The sequence below is a fragment of the Gordonia spumicola genome, assembly GCF_009932475.1.
Taxonomy (GTDB): domain Bacteria; phylum Actinomycetota; class Actinomycetes; order Mycobacteriales; family Mycobacteriaceae; genus Gordonia; species Gordonia spumicola.
Genome location: NZ_BJOV01000005.1, coordinates 1,778,948 through 1,797,635 on the forward strand (window position 1 = coordinate 1,778,948; position 18,688 = coordinate 1,797,635).

Sequence of the window (18,688 nt, forward strand, 5' to 3'; positions counted from 1 at the left end):
ACTGGTGTCACCTTCACCGACGACCACAGAGGAGCAGGACCATGACCGATTTCACGATGACGACCACCGTCGACGCGCCGTATGAGCGCGCCGTCGAACTCGTCCGCGCAGCCCTCGCCGACGCCGGTTTCGGCATCCTGACCGAGATCGACGTCAAGGCGACGTTGAAGACCAAACTCGACGTCGACGTGGAGCCGAAGATCATCCTCGGCGCCTGCAGGCCACAGCTGGCCCACGCGGCGCTCTCGGTCGATCCCCGAGTCGCCGCACTGATGCCGTGCAATGTCGTCGTCTCGGCATCGGGTCCGGACGCGTCGTTCGTCGAGATCATGGACCCGGCCCTGATGGAGGAGTTCACCGGCGCGGCCGAACTCGGCCCGATCACCGCGGATGCGAAGACGCGGCTGAACGGCGTCCTCGCCGCCATCGCACCGACAACCGAAGGGAAGTGACGCCGTGCAACTCCCAGACGACGACGTGAAGCCGATCCTGACCCGCCTGCGTCGTGCACACGGCCACCTCGCCACCGTCATCCGGATGCTCGAAGACGGTGCGGAATGCGAAGACGTGCTGACTCAGCTGTCAGCAGTGGACAAGGCGTTGCGGCGGAGCGGATACGCCCTGGTCGCGACGGGCCTGGAGAACTGCCTGATCACCGAGGGGCCCGAGAACGTCGACAAGCAGAAGCTGGAACGCCTGTTCCTGTCGTTCGCATGATCCGGACGTTCGCCGGACGACGCGCCGATGTGTCACCGTTGTCCACGTGAGCACACCGACCGAACGCGCATCGCGTCGCCGCGACCGCCGCAAGGCCGAGATGATCCGTGCCGCCCTCGCTCTCCTGTCGGCTCACGGATATCACGGCATGCGGTTCGAGGACGTCGCCGAACGGGCCGACATCGCCAAGGCGAGCCTGTACTACTACTTCCCCAGCAAGGACCAGCTCGTCAGCGAGGCGCTCGCCGCGCTCACCGTCGACGTCGTCGCACGACTGACCGCCGCACTCGAACCCGTCTCGGATCACTCGGCGACCGCCCGATTCACGGTACTCGTCGACACCCAGCTCGAGATCCTCACGGTCGACTACCCGGAGGTCGGAGCGATCTTCTCCTTCCCCGCCCCCTGGCCGCCCGATCACGCGGCGGCGATCAAGACGATGAGGCGCGCCCACGACGCGATCTTCCGCGACGTGGTCGACGCGGGCGTCGCGAGCGGCGAGTTCACTCCACCCGACGCCGCGGTCGCTCTGCACTGCCTACACGGGATGCTCAATCACGCCTCACTGTGGCTGGATCCCGATTCGGACACCGATCGCCGCAAGCGCGACGCCGTCGTCGACGCGGCCCTTCGCCTTTTTCGATAGCGCGGACGTTTTTTCGACCCTGTGGTTGATAAATCGTTCCGTACATCGATAGGCTCGGCTGCATGACGACCATCGAGCCCTATTTCCACGCACTCGGCGACGGACGCTATCGCGCGACACGGCATGTGCAGGGCGCGTGGTCACTCGACGAGCAGCACATCGCCGCACCTCTCGGCCTCCTGACGCACGTCGTGGAGGTCGACCATCGGCGACGCCGCGGAGACCTCGTCATCAGCCGGCTCTCGTTCGACATCCTCGGGATCATGCCGATCGGCGACGTCGACCTCACCGCCGAGGTGACCCGCGCGGGCCGGACGATCGAACTCGTCGAAGGAACGCTCTCCTACGGCGGACGCGCCATCGTCCGACTCCGCGCATGGTTCACCACACCGGCCGACACGGGCACAGTGGCAGGCACCGGATTCGATCCGATCCCGCCGGTCAGCGACCACGAGGCCTGGGACCCGACCCGCGAATGGGCGGGCGGATACATCGCATCGGCCGAAGTCAGGCGGCTTCTTCGGGAGCCGGGCCGAGGATCGTTCTGGGTCCGATCACCGCATCCGCTGGTCGACGACGAGCCCGTGAGTCCCCTCGCGCACGCCGCCCGCGTGTTCGACATCGCCAACGGCATGTCCACACGCATCGATCCCGCACGACTCGCCTATCCGAACCTCGACCTGACCGCCCACCTGTTCCGCGAACCCCGCGGGGAGTGGGTCGGCTTCGACACGTCGGTGTCGTTCGGGCCGACCGGCGTCGGGCTCACCTCCAGCGTCCTGCACGACGAGGACGGCCCCTTCGGCGCGCTCAACCAGTCGCTGACATTGCGTCCTCGGTAGCGGCGATCGCGGCACGCGCCGCACGACGACCCGCCCTCGTCGCACCCAACGTCGACGCGCTCCGCCCGTAGCCGACGAGGAACAAGCCCGGCGCCACGACGACACTGACATCGTCGTCGGCCATCAGCACGCCTCCGGCCCGATCCCGAATCCCCAACGGCGCGAGGTGACTCAGTGCCGCGCGGAAGCCCGTGGCCCACAGGATCACGTCGACCGACTCGTGCGAGCCGTCGGCGAAGTCGACGCCGTCGTCGGTCAGGGCCTCGATCGGGCCACGGGAGACGAGCAGTCCCCGGTCGACGGCGCCGCGCAGCTCGGGCGTCAGACGAAGTCCGGTCGCCGCGACGACGCTCAACGGGCGCAGGCCCGCGCGCGTGCGGGCGGCGACGCGGTTCTCCACGTCCAGACCCCACATCGGATCGAACGGGCCGTCGTGCCAGCGCGGCGGCGTGCGCGTGGACCACACGGTCGAGACGCCCGCGTCGTCGAGCAGCTGCAGGAATTGGACCGCGGAGATCCCTCCCCCGACCACCAGGACGCGCTTGCCGACGAAGTCCTCGGGCTCGGTGAAGTCGCGCGTGGTGAGCTGGCGGCCGCCGAACGCGCCCGGATACCACGGCACGTAGGGGTGATCCCACGTTCCGGTTCCGGAGATCACCGCGCCGGCCCGGAACACCCGCGTACGACCGTCGGGATGCTCGACGGTCACCTCGAATCGCGCCGACGACTCCGCCGACGGCGTGACCGACCGCACCCGCCACGGCCGTTCGACGGCGAGGCCCTGTTCGTCTTCATAACGGCCGTAGTACCGCTTGACCACCTCGCGCGCGGATTCGTGCGGGTCCGCCGGGCCGAGCGACGACCCAGGCAGGTCGTGCAGACCGTTGACGAGACCGAAGGTCAACGCGTCCCATCGATGACTCCACGCGCCGCCCGGCGTCGGGTTGGCGTCGAACACCTCGAAGTCGACGCCCGCGACGAGGCCGGACCTCGCGAGGAAGTGTGCGGCCGACAACCCGGCCTGGCCTGCACCGATCACGATCACCCTGCGGTGGGGCACCTGGACGTCGCTCATATCCGCGTCAACGCCCCGGAGCGCGTCCGCCATTCCCCACCGTTCCCCGCATCACATTCACTGGTGCAATAGTTGCACCTATGCAATGATGCACTAGTGCAAAAAACACACGGAGGACTTCGCGAACGACAACGAGTCGACACGCTGCAACGTATTCACGATGCGGCGTTCGCCCTTGTCCGCGACGAAGGGTTCACCGCGGCCACCGTCACCGCCATCGCCGACCGTGCGGGCGTGTCGAGACGCACCTTCTTCAACTACTTCCCGACCAAGGAGGACGCCGTGCTCGGCGCCGGACCCGCATCGGTTCCGGTCGAGGCACTCGACGGACTCCTCGACGGTCCCGACACGTTGACCAAGGCGACCCGCATCGTCCACACGGTGGTGACCAGCATCTGGCACGTGACCGCGGACCAGTCGGCCCGGCGCGCGTTGATCAAGACGATCCCCGAACTGCGAGCACGAGGCGGTCAGCATCACCTCGCCGCGCAGGAACTCCTCATCGCCTCGCTGACCGAGCACTACGACGAGGCCGACGCGGCCCGCGCCACCGCGCTCGTCATGGTCGGCGCGGCCGTCCTCCGCTATGCCTACACACTCGATCCCGACATCGTCGACGACCCCGACTCGCCCACTGTCGCCGCCGCCGTCGATCTCTTCCGAACCACCCTGAAGGACCTCACATGAGCACTGCAGTCCCCGACCGCACCGACCAGCAGACAGGCTCAGGCGGCGGGATGTCCCAGAAGAACATCCTGCTGCTGTTCATCGGCCTGATGATCACCATGCTGCTCGCGGCACTGAACCAGACCGTCCTGTCCACGGCGCTCCCGACGATCGTCGGCGAACTGCACGGCGTCGACCAGATGACGTGGGTCATCACGTCGTACATCCTCGCCAGCACGATCGTGATGCCCGTCTACGGCCGGATCAGCGACCTGCTCGGCCGCAAACCCGTCATCCTCACCGCGATCGCCCTGTTCATCGTGGGCTCGATCGTCGGAGCCCTCGCGGGGGACATCGTCTGGCTGATCGTCGGACGCGTGATCCAGGGCCTCGGCGGCGGCGGACTGATGATCCTGTCGCAGGCCGCGATCGCCGACGTCGTCTCCCCGCGCGAACGTGGTCGCTACATGGGCTTCATGGGCGCCGTCTTCGCCGTGGCCTCCGTCGCCGGTCCGCTCCTGGGCGGCTGGCTCACCGAGGGCCCCGGCTGGCGCTGGGCCTTCTGGCTGAACATCCCCCTCGGTCTGCTCGCGATCGCCGCGACCGTCGTCTTCATGCGTCTCCCCAAGCCTCAGCACGATCGGCGCCCCAAGCTCGACTACGCGGGCATGGCCCTCGTCGCGGGTGCGACCACGGCGCTGGTGCTGATGTGCACCTGGGGCGGCCACACCTACGACTGGATGAGCCCGCAGATCATCGGCCTCGGCATCGCGGCCCTCGTTCTCGCCGTCGTCTTCGTCGCCGTCGAGAAGCGCGCCCAGATGCCGATCATCCCGATGCACCTGTTCGCCAACCGCAACTTCACGCTCGTCACGATCGCCGCGCTGCTCGTCGGCATCACGATGTTCGGCGCACTCGGCTACATGCCGACCTACATCCAGATGGTGACCGGCGTCGACGCGACGGTCGCAGGCCTCTACATGATCCCGATGATGGGCGGTCTGCTCGTCACGTCGATCGCGTCCGGACAGGTCATCTCGCGCACAGGTCGCTACAAGAGGTTCCCGCTCATCGGATCGGTGATCATCGGTGTCGCGCTCGCCCTGCTGTCGACCATGTCGATCGACACCCCGACCTGGCAGATGTGCGTCTACCTGGCGGTGTTCGGCATCGGACTCGGCCTGGCGATGCAGGTCCTGACCCTGATCGTGCAGAACGAGTTCCCCGGTGCGCTGGTCGGCACCGCGACGGCGGCGAACAACTACTTCCGCCAGGTCGGAGCCACGCTGGGCTCGGCGATCGTCGGTTCGATCTTCGCCTCCCGTCTGGTCGACCTGCTCAGTCAGCGATTGGCCGGTTCGTCGGCAGGCGGATCGAGCGGGCGCAACGATCTGACGCCGGCCGCGGTGAACGCGATGCCCGAACAGATCCGCATCCCGATCATCGAGTCGTACAACGAGGCGCTGCTGCCGATCTTCCTGTTCTTCGTGCCGCTCGCCGTCGCCGCGCTGATCGTCCTGCTGTTCGTGGACGAGAAGCCCCTCTCCACCAAGGTGCGCGACGTCGCCGAGATAGAAGGAGTCGGCGAAGGCCAGGTGCTCCCCGAACCGTTCGACGTCCCGGCCCGCGCCGACGTCGAGACCAGGGAACGCGCGGGCGTCGACGTCTGACGCCGCGAACATCGGTTCACACGTCGAGGTCCGCTGACGATATGTCAGCGGACCTCGATCGTCGTACCGATCCCCGTAAAGCGTCAGGCCACCGCGAGCGCGTCCACGGGGGCGATGGCGACCGCTCGACGGCTCGGGGGCAGCGACGCGACGACGACCAGGGCCACCGTGCCCACGATGATCGCGATCAACGCCGGAAGCGGAAGTCCGATCGGAAATCCCTCGGTCATGCCGCCGATCAGCGACTGCGCGCCCACCGCGCCCAACACGATCCCGAGCACGAGGCCCGAGGCCACCGCGGTCCCGGTCAGCGCGAGCGACTCGAGGGTGATCATCGACCGGATCTGCTTGGCGGTGAATCCCATCGCACGGAGCATCCCGATCTCGCGAGTGCGCCCGATCACCGTCAACGACATCGTCGACACGAACCCGACGGCCGCGATCACCGCCGAGATCGCGATCATCGCGATCAACACCGACGACATGACGGACAGGATCTGATCGGCCTCCTTGACCTCGTCCGGCGTCATGTCGTTCCAGCTCGACACCGATTCGCGCAACGACTGCATGCCGCTCGCGATTGTCGTGACCAAGGTGACGCCGATCAGCAGACCGATTGTCGATCGAGTGGTGCGCTGCGGGTCGCTCACCGCGTTCTTGCGGGCGATGACGGCCGACGGGCTCTGCCCGACGAGTCGTCCGACGGCACTGACGAGGGCGGGAACGATCCGTCCGGCGCTCAGCATGACGCCGACGCCGAGCACCGCCGCACCGAAGAACGCCGCGAAGAAGCCCGCGACGCTCCCCTGTTCACCCAGATAGCAGGCACCGACCAGCAGCACCACTCCGCCCGCGATGCCGAGAGCGCCGACCACATCCCGCAACCAGGACCGGACCACCCGCGTCGACCGGACGGCCGACGACGACAGCGCACTCCGCGTGCCGATCAGGGTGGCGCCGACCGCGGTGGCGATCACCGCGAGGGCCCCGACGACGATGAGCGGCGGGAACACGTGATAGTCGAGGTCGTCGAGGGTGCCGCGGTTCACCAGCACCGCCCGGGTCGCCCACGTCGCGAGGACGCCGATCACCACGCCGACCGCGGAGCCGACGATCGCGATCCTGGCGACAGCGTTGACCAAGCTGCCGCGCAGCTGCTTGCTGCTCGCCCCGACCAGGCGCAGCAGGTTGAGCTCGCGGCGTCGTCCCGCGATGACGGTGTCGACGCCGTTGCTGATGACGACGCCCGCGACGAACAGCGCGATCAGGACGAACACCGACGACACGATGTCCAGCGCCACCCCTGCGCTTCCGCCCTTCGACTCCGACAGCGTCCCGAGGATGCTCGACGCGCAGACCAGCGTCGTCGAGTACATCGCACTCAGCCCGCACACGACGCCGATCGCCGACAACTCGCGCATGGATCCGACCGTCAGCCGGGAACTCGTGGCCCTCATGCCGCCGCTCCCTGCAGGTTGATGAGCAGGTCGGCGATCTGACGCGGGTCGAGTCCCCGGTACTCGCCGACGATCCGACCGTCGGCGAGCACCAGGATCCGGTCGGCGTACGACGCGGCGACCGGGTCGTGCGTCACCATCGCGATCCCCTGCCCGTACTCGCGCGCCGCCGTCGTGAGCAGCGTGAGGACCTCGCGGCTGGTGCGGGTGTCCAGGGCTCCCGTCGGCTCGTCGGCGAGGATGATCGTCGGACGTCCGGCGAGGGCACGCACGATCGCGACGCGCTGCTGCTGCCCGCCGGACAGTTCGGACGGCAGATGCCCCAGTCGCTCTCTGATGCCGAGCGAGGTCACCAGGTGCGCGATCCACGCGTCCTCCTCGGCCGTGGGCCTGCGCCCGGCGAGCACGAACGGCAACCGGATGTTCTCGTCGGCCGTCAGGGTCGGGACCAGGTTGAACGACTGGAAGATGAATCCGATGTTGGTGCGCCGCAGGATAGTCCGCGCGGTGTCGCCGATGCCGACGATCGGATTGCGCCCGAGCCAGATCTGGCCGGACGTGGCCTCGTCGAGCCCGGCCATCACGTTCATCATCGTCGACTTGCCCGACCCGGACGGGCCCATGATCGCGGTGAACTCGCGACGTCGGATGTCCACGCTCACGTCCCGCAGCGCGTGAATCGGGTTGGCCGGATCGCCGTACGTCCTGGACACGTTGCGCATGGCGACCGCCACTGCGTTGTCGTTATTCGTCATGAATATGACGGTATGGCCCTGACCAGGGGCGACACATCGGCCTGCGGAGTGGAACCGCGTGGTCCTCGAGACGGTCCCGGCGTACATCCTGCGATGTACACGCCCGTCTCAGACCAGGTCGTGCTCGTAGGCGTACACCACGAGCTGCACCCGATCACGAAGGCCGAGTTTCGCGAGGATCCGCGAGATGTGGGTCTTGACGGTCGCCTCGGAGAGGAACTCCGCGGCGGCGATCTCGGCGTTCGACAACCCCTGCGCGGCCCGCACGAGGATCTCCCGTTCGCGCGGAGTGAGGCCGTCGTACTCCGGCCCAGGGCTGGTCGTGGTCCTCGCCCGATGACGTTCGAACAGACCGCGCGTGGCCGACGCCGCGACCACCTGACTCCCGTCGGCCACGGCGCGGACCGATGCGAGAAGGAACTCGGGCTGCGCGTCCTTCAACACGAACCCGCTCGCCCCGGCCTCGATGGCCGACGCCGCGGCCTCGTCGACGTCGAACGTCGTCAGGACCAGCACCTTGGGAGCGGCGTCGCCCAGTTCCCGGACGAGCGACCCGGTCGCCGTGATGCCGTCGACACCGGGCATCCGGACGTCCATCAAGATCACGTCCGGACGGTCCCTGAGCACCATCTCCTGCACGTCGAGGGCCGACGACTCCTGCGCCACCACCTCGATGTCGGGCTGGCTTTCGAGGATCATCGCGATCCCGCCGCGGAAGAGCGGCTGGTCGTCGACGAGGGCGACGCGGATCATCGCGCGAGTCCTTCCTGGCGAGGGATGTCCAGGACGACGAGCCAGTCGTCGCCGTCGCGTGCCGCCGACAGCGACCCGCCCGCGTGGGCGGCCCGTTCGGACATGCCGACTATTCCGTGATGGGAACCGCCCGGGGCGAGCGGGTCGTCGGACAGGGTGTTGCGGACCGTGAGCACACAACCCGAGGTCCAATCGTGATGGACCGTCACCGGCACGCTCAGATCACCGTATTTGAGAGCGTTCGTCAGCGCCTCGGTGAGGACGCCGAACGCGGTGCGAGTGGTCGTCGGCCCGGCGTCGTCGACGTCGCCGTCGTCGGTCGCCACGATCGCCATGCCGGCCGCGCGCATGCGGGCGAACAGTTGGTCCCGGTCCGACCGGCTGATCTCGCCGACCGTGGACGTGCTGCGCAGGTCGTCGAGGACGGACCGGACGTCGGCGAGCGCCTCCCGCGCGGTGTCGGCGATGACGCCGAGCGCATCGCGCGCCGCCTCCGGATTCGCGTCGAACGTGAAGCGGGCGCCCTCCGCCTGCGCGACGACGACCGCGAGCGAGTGCGCGACCACGTCGTGCATATCGCGGGCGAGCCTCGACCGTTCGGTCTGCTCGTCGTACAGGTCGAGCACGCGCCGACGTTCCAACTCGGCGATCGTCTCGCTCACCTCGGCGGCCGCGACGCTGCGTCGTTGATGGCCGATGAATCCCGTCGCCCATCCGCCGACGATGAACAGCGCCGCGCCCGCCGTCCCGAACAGCGAACCCCACAGCAGATTGTCGGGATCCGGATCGGCGACGCCCGAGGGGAAGGCCCGCGGAATCGTGAATCCGGCGACCACCGACCCGAGGAGCGCGACCGCCAACGACCCTCGGCGCACCCTGCGGTCCGGGTGCCCTCCGACGGTGTAGAAGAGCACCGTGTACGCCAACGACAGGGCCGAGACCTGCAGCGCCGCGACTTGAATCGTCGCCGATCCGACCGCGAGCACCATCATGGCGCTCGGCGAGATCCGTCGCAGGGCGAGAGCGGCGCAGATCATCGCGTCGACCACATGGAAGGTGGTCCCCATGTCGTAGTTCGCCAACGCCACGACACCCGCGATCAGCGCGATGCAGATGTCGAAGAACATCGCCGACGGCCGGAGGACGGCAGGGGCGAGCCGATCCCGCATGCGCCCCTCCCCTCCCGCGACGTCGTGGAGTGCCCCGTGTCGGGCTCGAACCGACGAATGACCGCTTTATGAGAGCGGGGCCTTAACCAACTTGGCTAACGGGGCGAAGACGAGACTACCGACCGCCTCCGACCGGATGTGACACTGGTCGCCCCACCAGTCGACATGTCAATGTTCGTTGTATCGTTTGCGCGTGCCTTCCATCGTCGCTCGTGGCCGTGACCGTGTGGCGTCCGCCGTGTCGCAGTCCAGCCAGATCGTCGGACGCGCCGCCGACGCGATCACCGCGCCCGGTGCACGGGCCATCGACGCCGCCATGGCGCTCAATCCGATCTCCGCGCAAGCCGCGCCGACCCCCGTCGACGGGGTCGAAGGCGCCAACCGACTGCTCAGGCAGCTCGGCATCACCACGTTCACCCCGACGGTCGGACTCAGCTTCGACCTCACCTTGCCGGTCGCCGTCGGCGGAGCCGTGGCCGGTCCCTACACTCCCGGCATCGGCAATCTGACGGTCGCCAACATGAGTGTGAACGCGGTCCGACGCGGCGAGATCCTGTACGGGTTCCTGCCCGTCGGCGTGTTCGCCGACTTCGGAGACAAGTCCGGAGTCCACGTCGCGTGGTTCAACCTGGAGTCGTTGCGGGGCGGACTCGGCTCGCCTCTCGGCGGACTCACCGACACCGTCATCGACGCCGTCGGCCGCCACGCTCGCGCCACCCCGATCCCCGACGCCGTCTACGACGCGACGGTCTCCCGGCTGAAGCGGGTGCTGAGCATCGTCCCGTCCAACGGCGTGCGCGGCGGCGTCGTCGACACCGGCTCCGGCGTGGTCGTCTGCGCCGTCTACGGCACGGTACGACGCCGTGGAACCACCTACTTCTTTCTGCCGTCGTTCGGCGTCACCCGGGCGTGCCCGGACTGACCTGGGGCGCGTCCTTCGGTTGCGCGGACTTCCGCTACTTCGTCAACGACGGCCCGCCGCTCATGCTCGCGTAGTCGCGCTCCGAGCGGATCTGCGTGTAGCGGTACGCCCCGAACACGATGGCGACGAAGACCACTATGCCGACGAGCTGAGCACTGTCGCCGTAGCCGTCCCCGACGATGGACAGCGGAGCCTCCTCGTTCGTCGCGGCGACGACACCCGCGAATAGGACGCCGTAGATGCTCTCGCCGACGATCAGACCGGTCGCGAGGAGGACACCGAGCCTCTTGCGGCGGTCGGCGTCGGCCGCGCTCCGGGACGCCCACTTGTCGTAGTACATGCCGATGATCGCGCCGAGCGGAATCGTCAACGTCAACGACATCGGCAGGTACATGCCCATGCCGACGGCCAGCGGGGGCAGTCGGTACTTCGACGTCGTGCGCTTGAGGGTCTCGTCGACGGCGATCACGGCGACACCGATCAACGCGCCGACTCCGATGAGCGCCCAGTTGAGGTCGCCGCCGAACACGCCCGTCGCGAGGGTCTTCATGAGACCCGCCTGGGGCGCCGACAGCGTCCCCTTGACACCGTCCGCGTTCGTCGCACCGTCGAAGCCGAACGCGTTGTTCATCAGGCTCAGGATCGGCGGGATGATCGCCGACCCGAACAACACGCCGATCACCAGCGCGACCTGCTGTTTCCACGGCGTCGCCCCGACCAGCTGGCCGGTCTTCAGGTCCTGCAGATTGTCGTTGGAGATGGTCGCGACGCCGAACACGACGGCGGCCGTGAAGAGCGTGTAGGCGATGAGCGCCTCGACCTGCTTGGGGTCGTCGGTCGGGCCGTGGGTCACCTTGATCAGCAGCGCGGCCGTCAGGACCACGAGGATGCCGACACCGGAGATCGGGCTGTTCGACGAACCGATCAGACCCGCCATGTAACCGCAGACCGCGGCGACCACGAGACCGATGATCAGCACGAAGACGATGCTGACGGCGATGATGCCTGCCAGCGAGTCGGAGATGTGCGAGTCGGCGGCGAAGTCCCACAGCAGCCAGCCGATGGGGATCATCGCGAGCACGACGGTCAATCCGACCCACTGGATCGGGATGTCCCGCTCGGTCACGTCGACGGTGGTGCCCGCCTTGCGCGCCTTCGCGCTCGCCATGGCGGCGATGATGCCCTTGATGATCGGGCCGATGACTGTCGCGAGCGTCCAGATGGCGGCGACGGCGATGGCGCCCGCACCGACGAGCCGGACCTCGTGCGAGAACACGCCGCCGACGAAGTCGAGGAGGGTCTCATCACCCGACGGGCCCGATCCCCACGTGCGGATGGGCAGCATGACGAAGAACGAGATGACCAGTCCGACGATCATCGCGAGACCGACGGCCATGCCGACGAGATGTCCGACGCCGATGAGCGCGAGCGACAGGCTGCCGCTGACCATCGTCGCGCCGGAGCCGACCTTGAACGCGGCGGACGCCTCGGCGGCGACCAGCTTGAGCGAGGTCAGCAGCTGGAAGAAGGCCGCGCCGAGCGAACCGACGACGATCGCGCGCATGCCGCCGCGATTCTGGTCCACTCCGTCGCCGTCCGCGCCGTGTCGCTCCGACGCCTCCCCCACCTTGAGGACCTCGGCCGCGGCCACCCCCTCGGGATACGGCAGGTCCGACCCGGTGACGAGCGCGCGGCGCAACGGAATCGAGTACATGACGCCGAGGACTCCGCCGATCGCGCACACGGCGACGGTCGTCCAGTACGGGAAGCCGGACCACCAGCCGATCATGATCAGGCCGGGCAGGACGAACACGATCGCCGACAACGTGCCCGCGGCGGACGCGATGGTCTGGACGATGTTGTTCTCCATGATGGTGTGCTGCTTGAAGTAACGCAGCACCGCCATCGAGATGACGGCCGCCGGGATGGCGGTGGCGAACGTCAAACCGACCTTGAGTCCGAGGTAGACGTTCGCGGCGGTGAACACCAGAGTGATCAAGCCGCCGAGGATCACCGCCCTGACGGTGAGTTCGCGAACACCGGACGATGGCGCTTGTGGCGCGTCCGTGCTTGGCGCAGACATGTGGTGGGGTCCTCCCGGATGGCGACGAATTACGTTGTCTCACGATAGAACCCGGTGGGACGCCGCACACGACGACCCGCAATTGTCCGCAATGTCAGACGGCGTCCGCACCCGGTTCGAACGCCTGCTCCAACAGGCTCCGGCGGTACGCCTCCAGCGCGACGAGGTCGCCGAACAGCGCGTTGTAGCCGTCCGGGTCGCCTCCGGGCGACATGCGGCGCAGCTTCGACTTGATGTCGGCGATCTGCGAACCGACCCACACCTCCTGCGAGCGCGCGAGGACGCTCGAGATGTACTGCGGCACCTTGTCCTCTTCGACGGGCATCGGCTCCACCGCCAGTTCGGTGACCAGCGGACTGAACGCCGCGTCGTCGACGGCCTGGATCACGGCGTCCACCCACGTGGCTCCGCCGAGGCCGCTGGCCGTTCCCCCGGCGTCGGCGATAGCCTCCCGCAGCCGCCGATACGACGGGTCGCTGAAGCACTCGCCAGGCAACGAGTCGAACACGGTGCCCGCGATCGCCGGATACTGCATGGCCGACTTGAGGGCCTCCCGCTGAGCCCACAGGCGCGGGTCGTTCGGGAGCGGACGCGCGGTCGGCGGCGTCGACAACGCCTCCGGCCTCGTCCGACCGGCCGTGCCGCGCGCCTTCTGCTTGCCGCCGCCCTTGCGCGCCATGCCGCGCACCCGGACCAACACCTGGCCGACGTCGTCCCAGCCGACCCACCCGGCGAGTTGGCGGGCGTACTCGTCGCGCAGGGCGACGTCGCGGATCCGCGACACCACCGGCACGGCGTCGCGCAGTGCGCCGACCCGCCCCTCGGCGGTGTCCAGATCGTGATTGCGGATCAACGCCTTGATCGCGAACTCGAACATCGGGATGCGGCGGGCGATCAAGTCGCGCACCGCGCTGTCACCGGACTCCTGGCGGAGTTCGCAGGGATCCATGCCGTCGGGGGCCACGGCGACGAAGGTCTGCCCGGCGATCGCCTGCTCGCCCTCGAAGGCCTTGAGTGCGGCCGCCTGACCCGCGGCGTCGCCGTCGAAGGTGTAGATCACCTCGCCGCGGAAGTACGAGTCGTCCATCATCAGGCGGCGGATCAAGGCCAGGTGGTCCTCGCCGAACGCGGTGCCACAGGACGCGACCGCGGTCTCGACGCCTGCCGCGTGCATCGCCATGACGTCGGTGTACCCCTCGACGACCACCACCTGGTGGGCCTTCGCGATGTTCTTCTTCGCGTGGTCGAGCCCGAACAGCACCTGCGACTTCTTGTACAGCATCGTCTCGGGAGTGTTCATGTACTTGCCCAGGTTGTCGTCGTCGAAGAGCTTGCGGGCCCCGAAGCCGATGACGTCGCCGCCGAGATTGCGGATGGGCCACAGCAGACGGCGGTGGAATCGGTCGATGGGGCCCTTTCGGCCCTGTTTGGACAGGCCCGCGGCCTCGAGCTCGGAGAACGCGAAACCCTGCCCCTGCAGGGCCTTGGTCATCGTGTCCCACCCGGCGGGCGCGTAGCCGCAGCCGAACTTCTCGGCCGCCGCGGAGTCGAATCCGCGGCCGGTCAGGAAATCGCGCGCGGTCTGGGCGTCCGGGGTGCGAAGCTGATCGGCGTAGTAGCGCTGGGCGGCGGCGTTCGCCGCGACGAGCCGCGCACGGGTGCCGCGGTCTCGAGTGATCGTCGTGCCGCCGCCCTGGTAGTCGATGCGGTAGCCGATCCGGTCGGCGAGTTGCTCGACGGCTTCGACGAAGCTGACGTGCTCCTGCTTCTGGAGGAACGTGTAGACGTCGCCGCCCTCGCCGCAGCCGAAGCAGTGGAAGTGACCGTGATTCGGCCGGACGTGGAACGACGGCGACTTCTCGTCGTGGAACGGGCACAGACCCTTCATGCTGTCCGCGCCCGCCCGACGAAGAGCGACGTATTCGCCGATGACGTCCTCTATCCGCGTCTGCTCGCGGATCGCGGTGATGTCGCGATCGGGGATACGTCCTGCCACGACCGCCAGTGTAGTCGTCCCGGCGGCCGGGCCCGGAGGGTCAGTCCTCCTCGACGACCTTCGCGCCGTCGGCCGCGCGCTGCACGGCCTCGGTGCCCTTGATCGCGCCCTCCTTGGAAGCGTAGGGCTGGCTGGTGGCGACCACCTCGCCGTTGCCCGCGACCAGGTTGAAGTAGTACTTGCCGCCCGCGTTCTTCTTGACCTTGAACGTTCCTGCCATGACGCATGTCCTTCCGTGACGTGAAGGTCGCCCCTCCATGTGGTCGACCTCACCTCCGATCGTGCACGGAAATCGATGTTTGCGCACGTCAGAAGGCATTTAATCCGTTCTGTCGCACCTGGGGTATACCGTGCCATTCACATCGAACACATGAGCGATCCGCTGCCGCGGACCGCGGACGGAGAAGGAGTGGGACATGTGTGAATGGGATCCCCGTTGCAGCGGGTCGGACGATCTGGTCGGCCACGCGCTGGCGTTGATCGCCCGTGGATCGTGGGCCGTGACCGGCGTGTACGGCGACGAGACGTCGCCGCCGATCGCGTACACCACCGGCCTCACGGAACTCGGCCGGCCGGAACTGGTCCTCACCGGCGTCGACCCGGAACGCGCCGGTCCGGTGCTCAACGAGGCCGCCGCGCGAGTGCTGCTGCAACCCGACTTCGCCGCAGGCTCCACGATCGGCGGCCTGACATCGGCGGCCGGTGTCGACTTCGCCGCGATCGACGTGATCGACACGTCCGACCTCCGCGTCACCGCGCTGCTGTTCGGTCGAGGGTTCCAGGCGGTCCAACTCGTGTGGACCGACCGCGATCACCGTCTCCCGTGGGATCGCGGCTACCAGCTGGCCCCCGACGAGCAACCTTTGCTCGGCGTCCCCATGCCTGCCGGATGATCAGGCGAGCGCGGCCGCCCGCACAGCGACGGCGTTCGCGATCAGGACGTCGGTCGACACCATGCCGGGGAAGTAGTCGGCCAGACGCGCCCACATCGCGCGCCCCTCGTCGGTGAGACCGCCCTGCTTCAGTCGTCCGTGCGCCTGCAGGCGGGCGACGGCCGCGAAGCACATCGACTGCATCGACAGCAGCATCCACGGGTTCCCGCCGGTGTCGACGCCGTCGAGCGCCTCGTTGCGGGCCGCGATCAGGTCGTACATCTCCGGCGACGACCGTCGGACATCGCGGAGCATGGTGTTGACGTGACGCGGAGCCTCCACACTCACCGGATCGGCCATCCACTCCACCCGTCGATGGAACGCGTCGATCGTTGCGCTGGTGCGCATGTCGAGGTCGAGCACGGGACCGGGGACGATCCGGAAGTGCTGGAACAACGCATCGACCATGTCGCGGCCCATCGCGTCGACGGCGAGCACGTTGCGGTCGAAGACGCCGGTCCGCGGGTCGCTCATCCGTCCCGACGCGAGTAGTCGGAGCAGTTCCTCGCCGCCACGGGTGGTCAGGTACGCCTGCACCTCGTCGCGGTCGGGGGCCGCGGGGTCGACTATCGCCGACATCGCCAAGGTGCAGCCGATGTACGGATTCGGGTGCGACGCGCCGGAGCGTCCGGTCGACGTGAACGGCAGCTCGGCCAGACCCGAGCGGATGAACATCGCGGGCACCCGATCCGGCGACACCGGGCTGTCGGCGAGCGCCAGCAGCGACGCCGTCGGATCGGCCGTCAGCAGCTCGTCGACAGGGGCTTCCGCGGCGTCGAGCGGCGACTCGGTCGGGGGCGCGCCGGTCTCCTCGGCATGGGCCGCGTCCAGGCGCATCCACTCGTTGATCAACGGGTCTTCGACGACGATGCTCGGCGCCGACGCCTGTCGACCGCCGCGGACGACCGTCGCGATCGGGGCCTCGTCGGTCTCCCCCGACTCGTCGTCGATGAGGGCGACCAGAGTCCCGGCGACGAGCCGCTTGGCCGCGTCGGCGACGCCCCGCGTCGCGAGGGAGAACTCGGCGCCCGACCGTCCGTCGGCGTCCCACTCGCGGACGATGTCGAGATCACCGTCGAGGAGCGCGAACGAGACGTCGACGGCTCCCGGCACGTAGACGGCGAGACGGTGATGGTCGAGCGCGGTCACGTCGAGTTCGGCGAGGCTCGTCTGCCATGCCGCCGGGACTCCGGACCGTTCGATGCGGACGAGCGCATGCGGTGGGCGGACGACCAGTTCGAGCGTGTCGTCGCCCGCCGAGACCGAGGTGATCCGTTCGGTCACGTCCGGCGCGAACTCGACGGTCTCGTCGTCGACCGAGAGGCCGTCACCGACGGTGAACTGCGTCGCCGACTCGGTCAGTCCCTTCTCGACCGGCAGTCGTACCGCGGGTTCGTGGACCACGTCGAGGCCTTCGGCGATGTCGGCCACTCGCCGCAGGTCGAGCCGGTACGAGTCGCTGACGGCGATCTCGTAGCGGCCGAGCAACGGGCCGTCGACGCCGTCGAACGGGTCGGCCGACGTCACATAGTCCTCGGCGGCCCACGGGTAGTCCACGAGCCATTCTACGTCGCCCGCCCGACGGACCCGCACCCGCCACTCTTTGACGTCGTCGCCCTCGTGGGCGGGCAGGTCGACGAGGGGGCGTTCACCGAACACCGGGTCGCCGTCGCGGGTCGTGATGCCGGGCAGCGGTTCCGGGAGTTCGATGCTGGGGCTCTCCACCGGGCGCACACGGCGCGTCTGACCGGGACGTCCGTCGCGGTGGACGGTGAGCGTGCTGTGTCCTTCGAGGTCGACGGTCCGCAGCAGCCAGCCCTCCCAGGGGCCGGCGTGGGTCTCGGTGATCGGGACCGGTGTGCGGCCGGAGCCGAGCAGCTGTGCGTCGTTCGGGACGAGCGCGACGACCGGTCCCGCGGGGAGCGTGCGGTGACGCGACATGACTCGCCCGTCGGGCGCGAACAGGACTATCGGATCACCCGGCAGCAGGACCGGCACCGAACGCCTGGCGCCGGTGTCGAGGCTGACCAGCACGCATTCGCGCAGCGCAGCGGTCACCGGGATCACGGCGGCCTCGTTCGCGCCGACGGACACCTGTTCGGGGGCGTCGCCCGCCCACACCCGCCACGTGGTGGCGGCCGCGTCGGACGGCACGATCACGGTCAGCGAGCCTTCGGACACGTCGTACCGCAGTTCCGGGAATCGGGCGGTGCACAGGGCGACTGCGGCGGTATCGCCCGCGAGGAACGCCGCGCGCTCCAGGCGTACGCGCAGGGCGGCCAGGATCGTCGGCGGCAGGTCGACCGTCGCGGTCGTCAACCGGTCGCCCGCCCAGTCGTCGGGCGATGCGACGGTCGCGACGAGAGTCGCACAGATCCGGGCGAGGAACGTCGCCGCGATGTCCGGGGCGTGATCGAGCAGCGTCCGGAATCCGTTCGGCAGCACCGACATTCGGTGTGCGAAACCCGGTTCGGTGAGGTGATCGAGAATCGCGGTGCCGGACGGCGCCCGACCGGCCGCGACGTGCGCTTCGATGACGTCGACGAGTGCGTCGACGTCTCGCGGCGGTAGACCGGCATGGAGTTCCAGGAGCGGGACGAGGTCGTCCGAGCGCAGTTCGGCGGCGTCCAGGAGGCCCGACTCGCGGAGCATGTCGCCGGCGAACGCGGTGACCGCGGCCGAGAACGATCGATCGGCAGGCACGCCGATGGCATCGAAGTAGCCGTTCCAGAAGTCACCGTCGGAGGTGCGGGTCGCGGCGTGTCCGACGAGAGTGGTCAGGATCAGCGCGGGGTGGCGAGTCAGGAGTGCGATGTGCGCACCGGACGGCATCTCGCGCATCAGAGCGCCGAGACGGGACTGCGCGGCGCGGAACTCCTCCGGGGTCGGGTTCGCTTCGACGACCAGCGCGACGGCGTCGAACCGGCCCCGGATACACGTCTCGATGTCATTGTTCTGCGAGGTCGCCGAACCGGTCATGCGTGTCTGTCCACACCTTCTGTCGT

The 18,688-nt window shown here is 68.5% G+C and carries 17 protein-coding genes and 1 tRNA gene; 8 read left to right on the top strand and 10 right to left on the bottom strand.

What is annotated here, in order from left to right; translation table 11 throughout:
• The first annotated feature begins 41 nt into the window (after positions 1 to 41).
• The 4 genes from GYB83_RS19520 (at position 42) to GYB83_RS19535 (ending at position 2,205) form a co-directional block, all read left to right on the top strand.
• On the top strand, positions 42 to 452 hold the full coding sequence (locus GYB83_RS19520; protein WP_161896972.1) for a DUF302 domain-containing protein: 411 nt from the start codon (positions 42 to 44) through the stop codon (positions 450 to 452).
• Between the two features lie 4 nt (positions 453 to 456).
• Complete coding sequence (locus tag GYB83_RS19525; protein WP_161896973.1) at positions 457 to 717, top strand: metal-sensitive transcriptional regulator; 261 nt, start codon at positions 457 to 459, stop codon at positions 715 to 717.
• A 46-nt stretch (positions 718 to 763) separates the two neighbouring features.
• Positions 764 to 1,363: a TetR/AcrR family transcriptional regulator gene (locus tag GYB83_RS19530; RefSeq protein WP_161896974.1), complete on the top strand. Its 600-nt coding sequence runs from the start codon at positions 764 to 766 to the stop codon at positions 1,361 to 1,363.
• Between the two features lie 62 nt (positions 1,364 to 1,425).
• A complete protein-coding gene (locus GYB83_RS19535) occupies positions 1,426 to 2,205 on the top strand; it encodes a thioesterase family protein (protein ID WP_161896975.1) in 780 nt (259 codons plus the stop codon).
• Here GYB83_RS19535 and GYB83_RS19540 read toward each other — a convergent pair.
• Positions 2,174 to 3,280 (bottom strand): flavin-containing monooxygenase, encoded by a 1,107-nt coding sequence (locus GYB83_RS19540; RefSeq protein ID WP_161896976.1) that lies wholly within the window; start codon positions 3,278 to 3,280, stop codon positions 2,174 to 2,176. The genes GYB83_RS19535 and GYB83_RS19540 overlap by 32 nt on opposite strands.
• Before the next feature lie 96 nt (positions 3,281 to 3,376).
• On the opposite strand from GYB83_RS19540, the gene GYB83_RS19545 reads away from it, so the two are divergent.
• Positions 3,377 to 3,967, top strand: a complete 591-nt coding sequence (locus GYB83_RS19545; RefSeq protein WP_161896977.1) for a TetR/AcrR family transcriptional regulator — start codon at positions 3,377 to 3,379, stop codon at positions 3,965 to 3,967.
• Positions 3,964 to 5,616 carry an MDR family MFS transporter gene (locus GYB83_RS19550; protein WP_161896978.1) on the top strand — a complete coding sequence of 551 codons (1,653 nt, stop codon included), beginning with the start codon at positions 3,964 to 3,966 and terminating at the stop codon, positions 5,614 to 5,616. Before GYB83_RS19545 ends, GYB83_RS19550 begins: the two co-directional genes overlap by 4 nt.
• 83 nt (positions 5,617 to 5,699) lie before the next feature.
• Here the strand turns inward: GYB83_RS19550 and GYB83_RS19555 are convergent, their stop codons facing one another.
• The 5 genes from GYB83_RS19555 to GYB83_RS19575 form a co-directional block, all read right to left on the bottom strand.
• A complete protein-coding gene (locus GYB83_RS19555; RefSeq protein ID WP_161896979.1) occupies positions 5,700 to 7,073 on the bottom strand; it encodes an ABC transporter permease in 1,374 nt (457 codons plus the stop codon).
• The gene (locus GYB83_RS19560) at positions 7,070 to 7,828 is read right to left on the bottom strand and encodes an ABC transporter ATP-binding protein (protein ID WP_161896980.1); all 759 of its coding nucleotides are present in this window, start codon (positions 7,826 to 7,828) and stop codon (positions 7,070 to 7,072) included. The genes GYB83_RS19555 and GYB83_RS19560 overlap by 4 nt, the downstream gene beginning before the upstream one ends.
• 108 nt (positions 7,829 to 7,936) lie before the next feature.
• Positions 7,937 to 8,581 carry a response regulator transcription factor gene (locus tag GYB83_RS19565; RefSeq protein ID WP_161896981.1) on the bottom strand — a complete coding sequence of 215 codons (645 nt, stop codon included), beginning with the start codon at positions 8,579 to 8,581 and terminating at the stop codon, positions 7,937 to 7,939.
• Complete coding sequence (locus tag GYB83_RS19570; RefSeq protein ID WP_161896982.1) at positions 8,578 to 9,750, bottom strand: sensor histidine kinase; 1,173 nt, start codon at positions 9,748 to 9,750, stop codon at positions 8,578 to 8,580. The genes GYB83_RS19565 and GYB83_RS19570 overlap by 4 nt, the downstream gene beginning before the upstream one ends.
• Before the next feature lie 30 nt (positions 9,751 to 9,780).
• Positions 9,781 to 9,855: transfer RNA gene (locus GYB83_RS19575), tRNA-Ile, on the bottom strand.
• 88 nt (positions 9,856 to 9,943) lie between these two features.
• Between GYB83_RS19575 and GYB83_RS19580 the strand changes: the two genes are divergently transcribed.
• Positions 9,944 to 10,672 (top strand): hypothetical protein, encoded by a 729-nt coding sequence (locus GYB83_RS19580; protein ID WP_228461635.1) that lies wholly within the window; start codon positions 9,944 to 9,946, stop codon positions 10,670 to 10,672.
• A gap of 34 nt (positions 10,673 to 10,706) precedes the next feature.
• Here the strand turns inward: GYB83_RS19580 and GYB83_RS19585 are convergent, their stop codons facing one another.
• From GYB83_RS19585 to GYB83_RS19595, 3 genes are all read right to left on the bottom strand, one after another.
• Entirely contained in the window at positions 10,707 to 12,755 is a 2,049-nt protein-coding gene (locus GYB83_RS19585; RefSeq protein ID WP_161896983.1) for an OPT family oligopeptide transporter, read from the bottom strand.
• A gap of 94 nt (positions 12,756 to 12,849) precedes the next feature.
• Positions 12,850 to 14,751, bottom strand: coding sequence for a DNA primase (gene dnaG, locus GYB83_RS19590; protein WP_161896984.1), 1,902 nt, complete (start codon positions 14,749 to 14,751; stop codon positions 12,850 to 12,852).
• Between the two features lie 40 nt (positions 14,752 to 14,791).
• A complete protein-coding gene (locus GYB83_RS19595; protein WP_161896985.1) occupies positions 14,792 to 14,971 on the bottom strand; it encodes a YegP family protein in 180 nt (59 codons plus the stop codon).
• Between the two features lie 196 nt (positions 14,972 to 15,167).
• On the opposite strand from GYB83_RS19595, the gene GYB83_RS19600 reads away from it, so the two are divergent.
• Positions 15,168 to 15,644, top strand: coding sequence for a DUF4262 domain-containing protein (locus tag GYB83_RS19600; RefSeq protein ID WP_161896986.1), 477 nt, complete (start codon positions 15,168 to 15,170; stop codon positions 15,642 to 15,644).
• Here GYB83_RS19600 and GYB83_RS19605 read toward each other — a convergent pair whose 3' ends face one another.
• Entirely contained in the window at positions 15,645 to 18,662 is a 3,018-nt protein-coding gene (locus GYB83_RS19605; RefSeq protein ID WP_161896987.1) for a hypothetical protein, read from the bottom strand.
• Between the last annotated feature and the right edge of the window lie 26 nt (positions 18,663 to 18,688).

Bases quoted from the DNA above. Each gene is read 5' to 3' on its own strand.
- GYB83_RS19520 (WP_161896972.1), top strand. From the start codon at position 42: ATGACCGATTTCACGATGACGACCACCGTCGACGCGCCGTATGAGCGC.
- GYB83_RS19535 (WP_161896975.1), top strand. From the start codon at position 1,426: ATGACGACCATCGAGCCCTATTTCCACGCACTCGGCGACGGACGCTAT.
- GYB83_RS19540 (WP_161896976.1), bottom strand. From the start codon at position 3,280: ATGAGCGACGTCCAGGTGCCCCACCGCAGGGTGATCGTGATCGGTGCA.
- GYB83_RS19550 (WP_161896978.1), top strand. From the start codon at position 3,964: ATGAGCACTGCAGTCCCCGACCGCACCGACCAGCAGACAGGCTCAGGC.
- GYB83_RS19555 (WP_161896979.1), bottom strand. From the start codon at position 7,073: ATGAGGGCCACGAGTTCCCGGCTGACGGTCGGATCCATGCGCGAGTTG.
- GYB83_RS19560 (WP_161896980.1), bottom strand. From the start codon at position 7,828: ATGACGAATAACGACAACGCAGTGGCGGTCGCCATGCGCAACGTGTCC.
- GYB83_RS19565 (WP_161896981.1), bottom strand. From the start codon at position 8,581: ATGATCCGCGTCGCCCTCGTCGACGACCAGCCGCTCTTCCGCGGCGGG.
- GYB83_RS19570 (WP_161896982.1), bottom strand. From the start codon at position 9,750: ATGCGGGATCGGCTCGCCCCTGCCGTCCTCCGGCCGTCGGCGATGTTC.
- GYB83_RS19585 (WP_161896983.1), bottom strand. From the start codon at position 12,755: ATGTCTGCGCCAAGCACGGACGCGCCACAAGCGCCATCGTCCGGTGTT.
- GYB83_RS19595 (WP_161896985.1), bottom strand. From the start codon at position 14,971: ATGGCAGGAACGTTCAAGGTCAAGAAGAACGCGGGCGGCAAGTACTAC.
- GYB83_RS19600 (WP_161896986.1), top strand. From the start codon at position 15,168: ATGTGTGAATGGGATCCCCGTTGCAGCGGGTCGGACGATCTGGTCGGC.
- GYB83_RS19605 (WP_161896987.1), bottom strand. From the start codon at position 18,662: ATGACCGGTTCGGCGACCTCGCAGAACAATGACATCGAGACGTGTATC.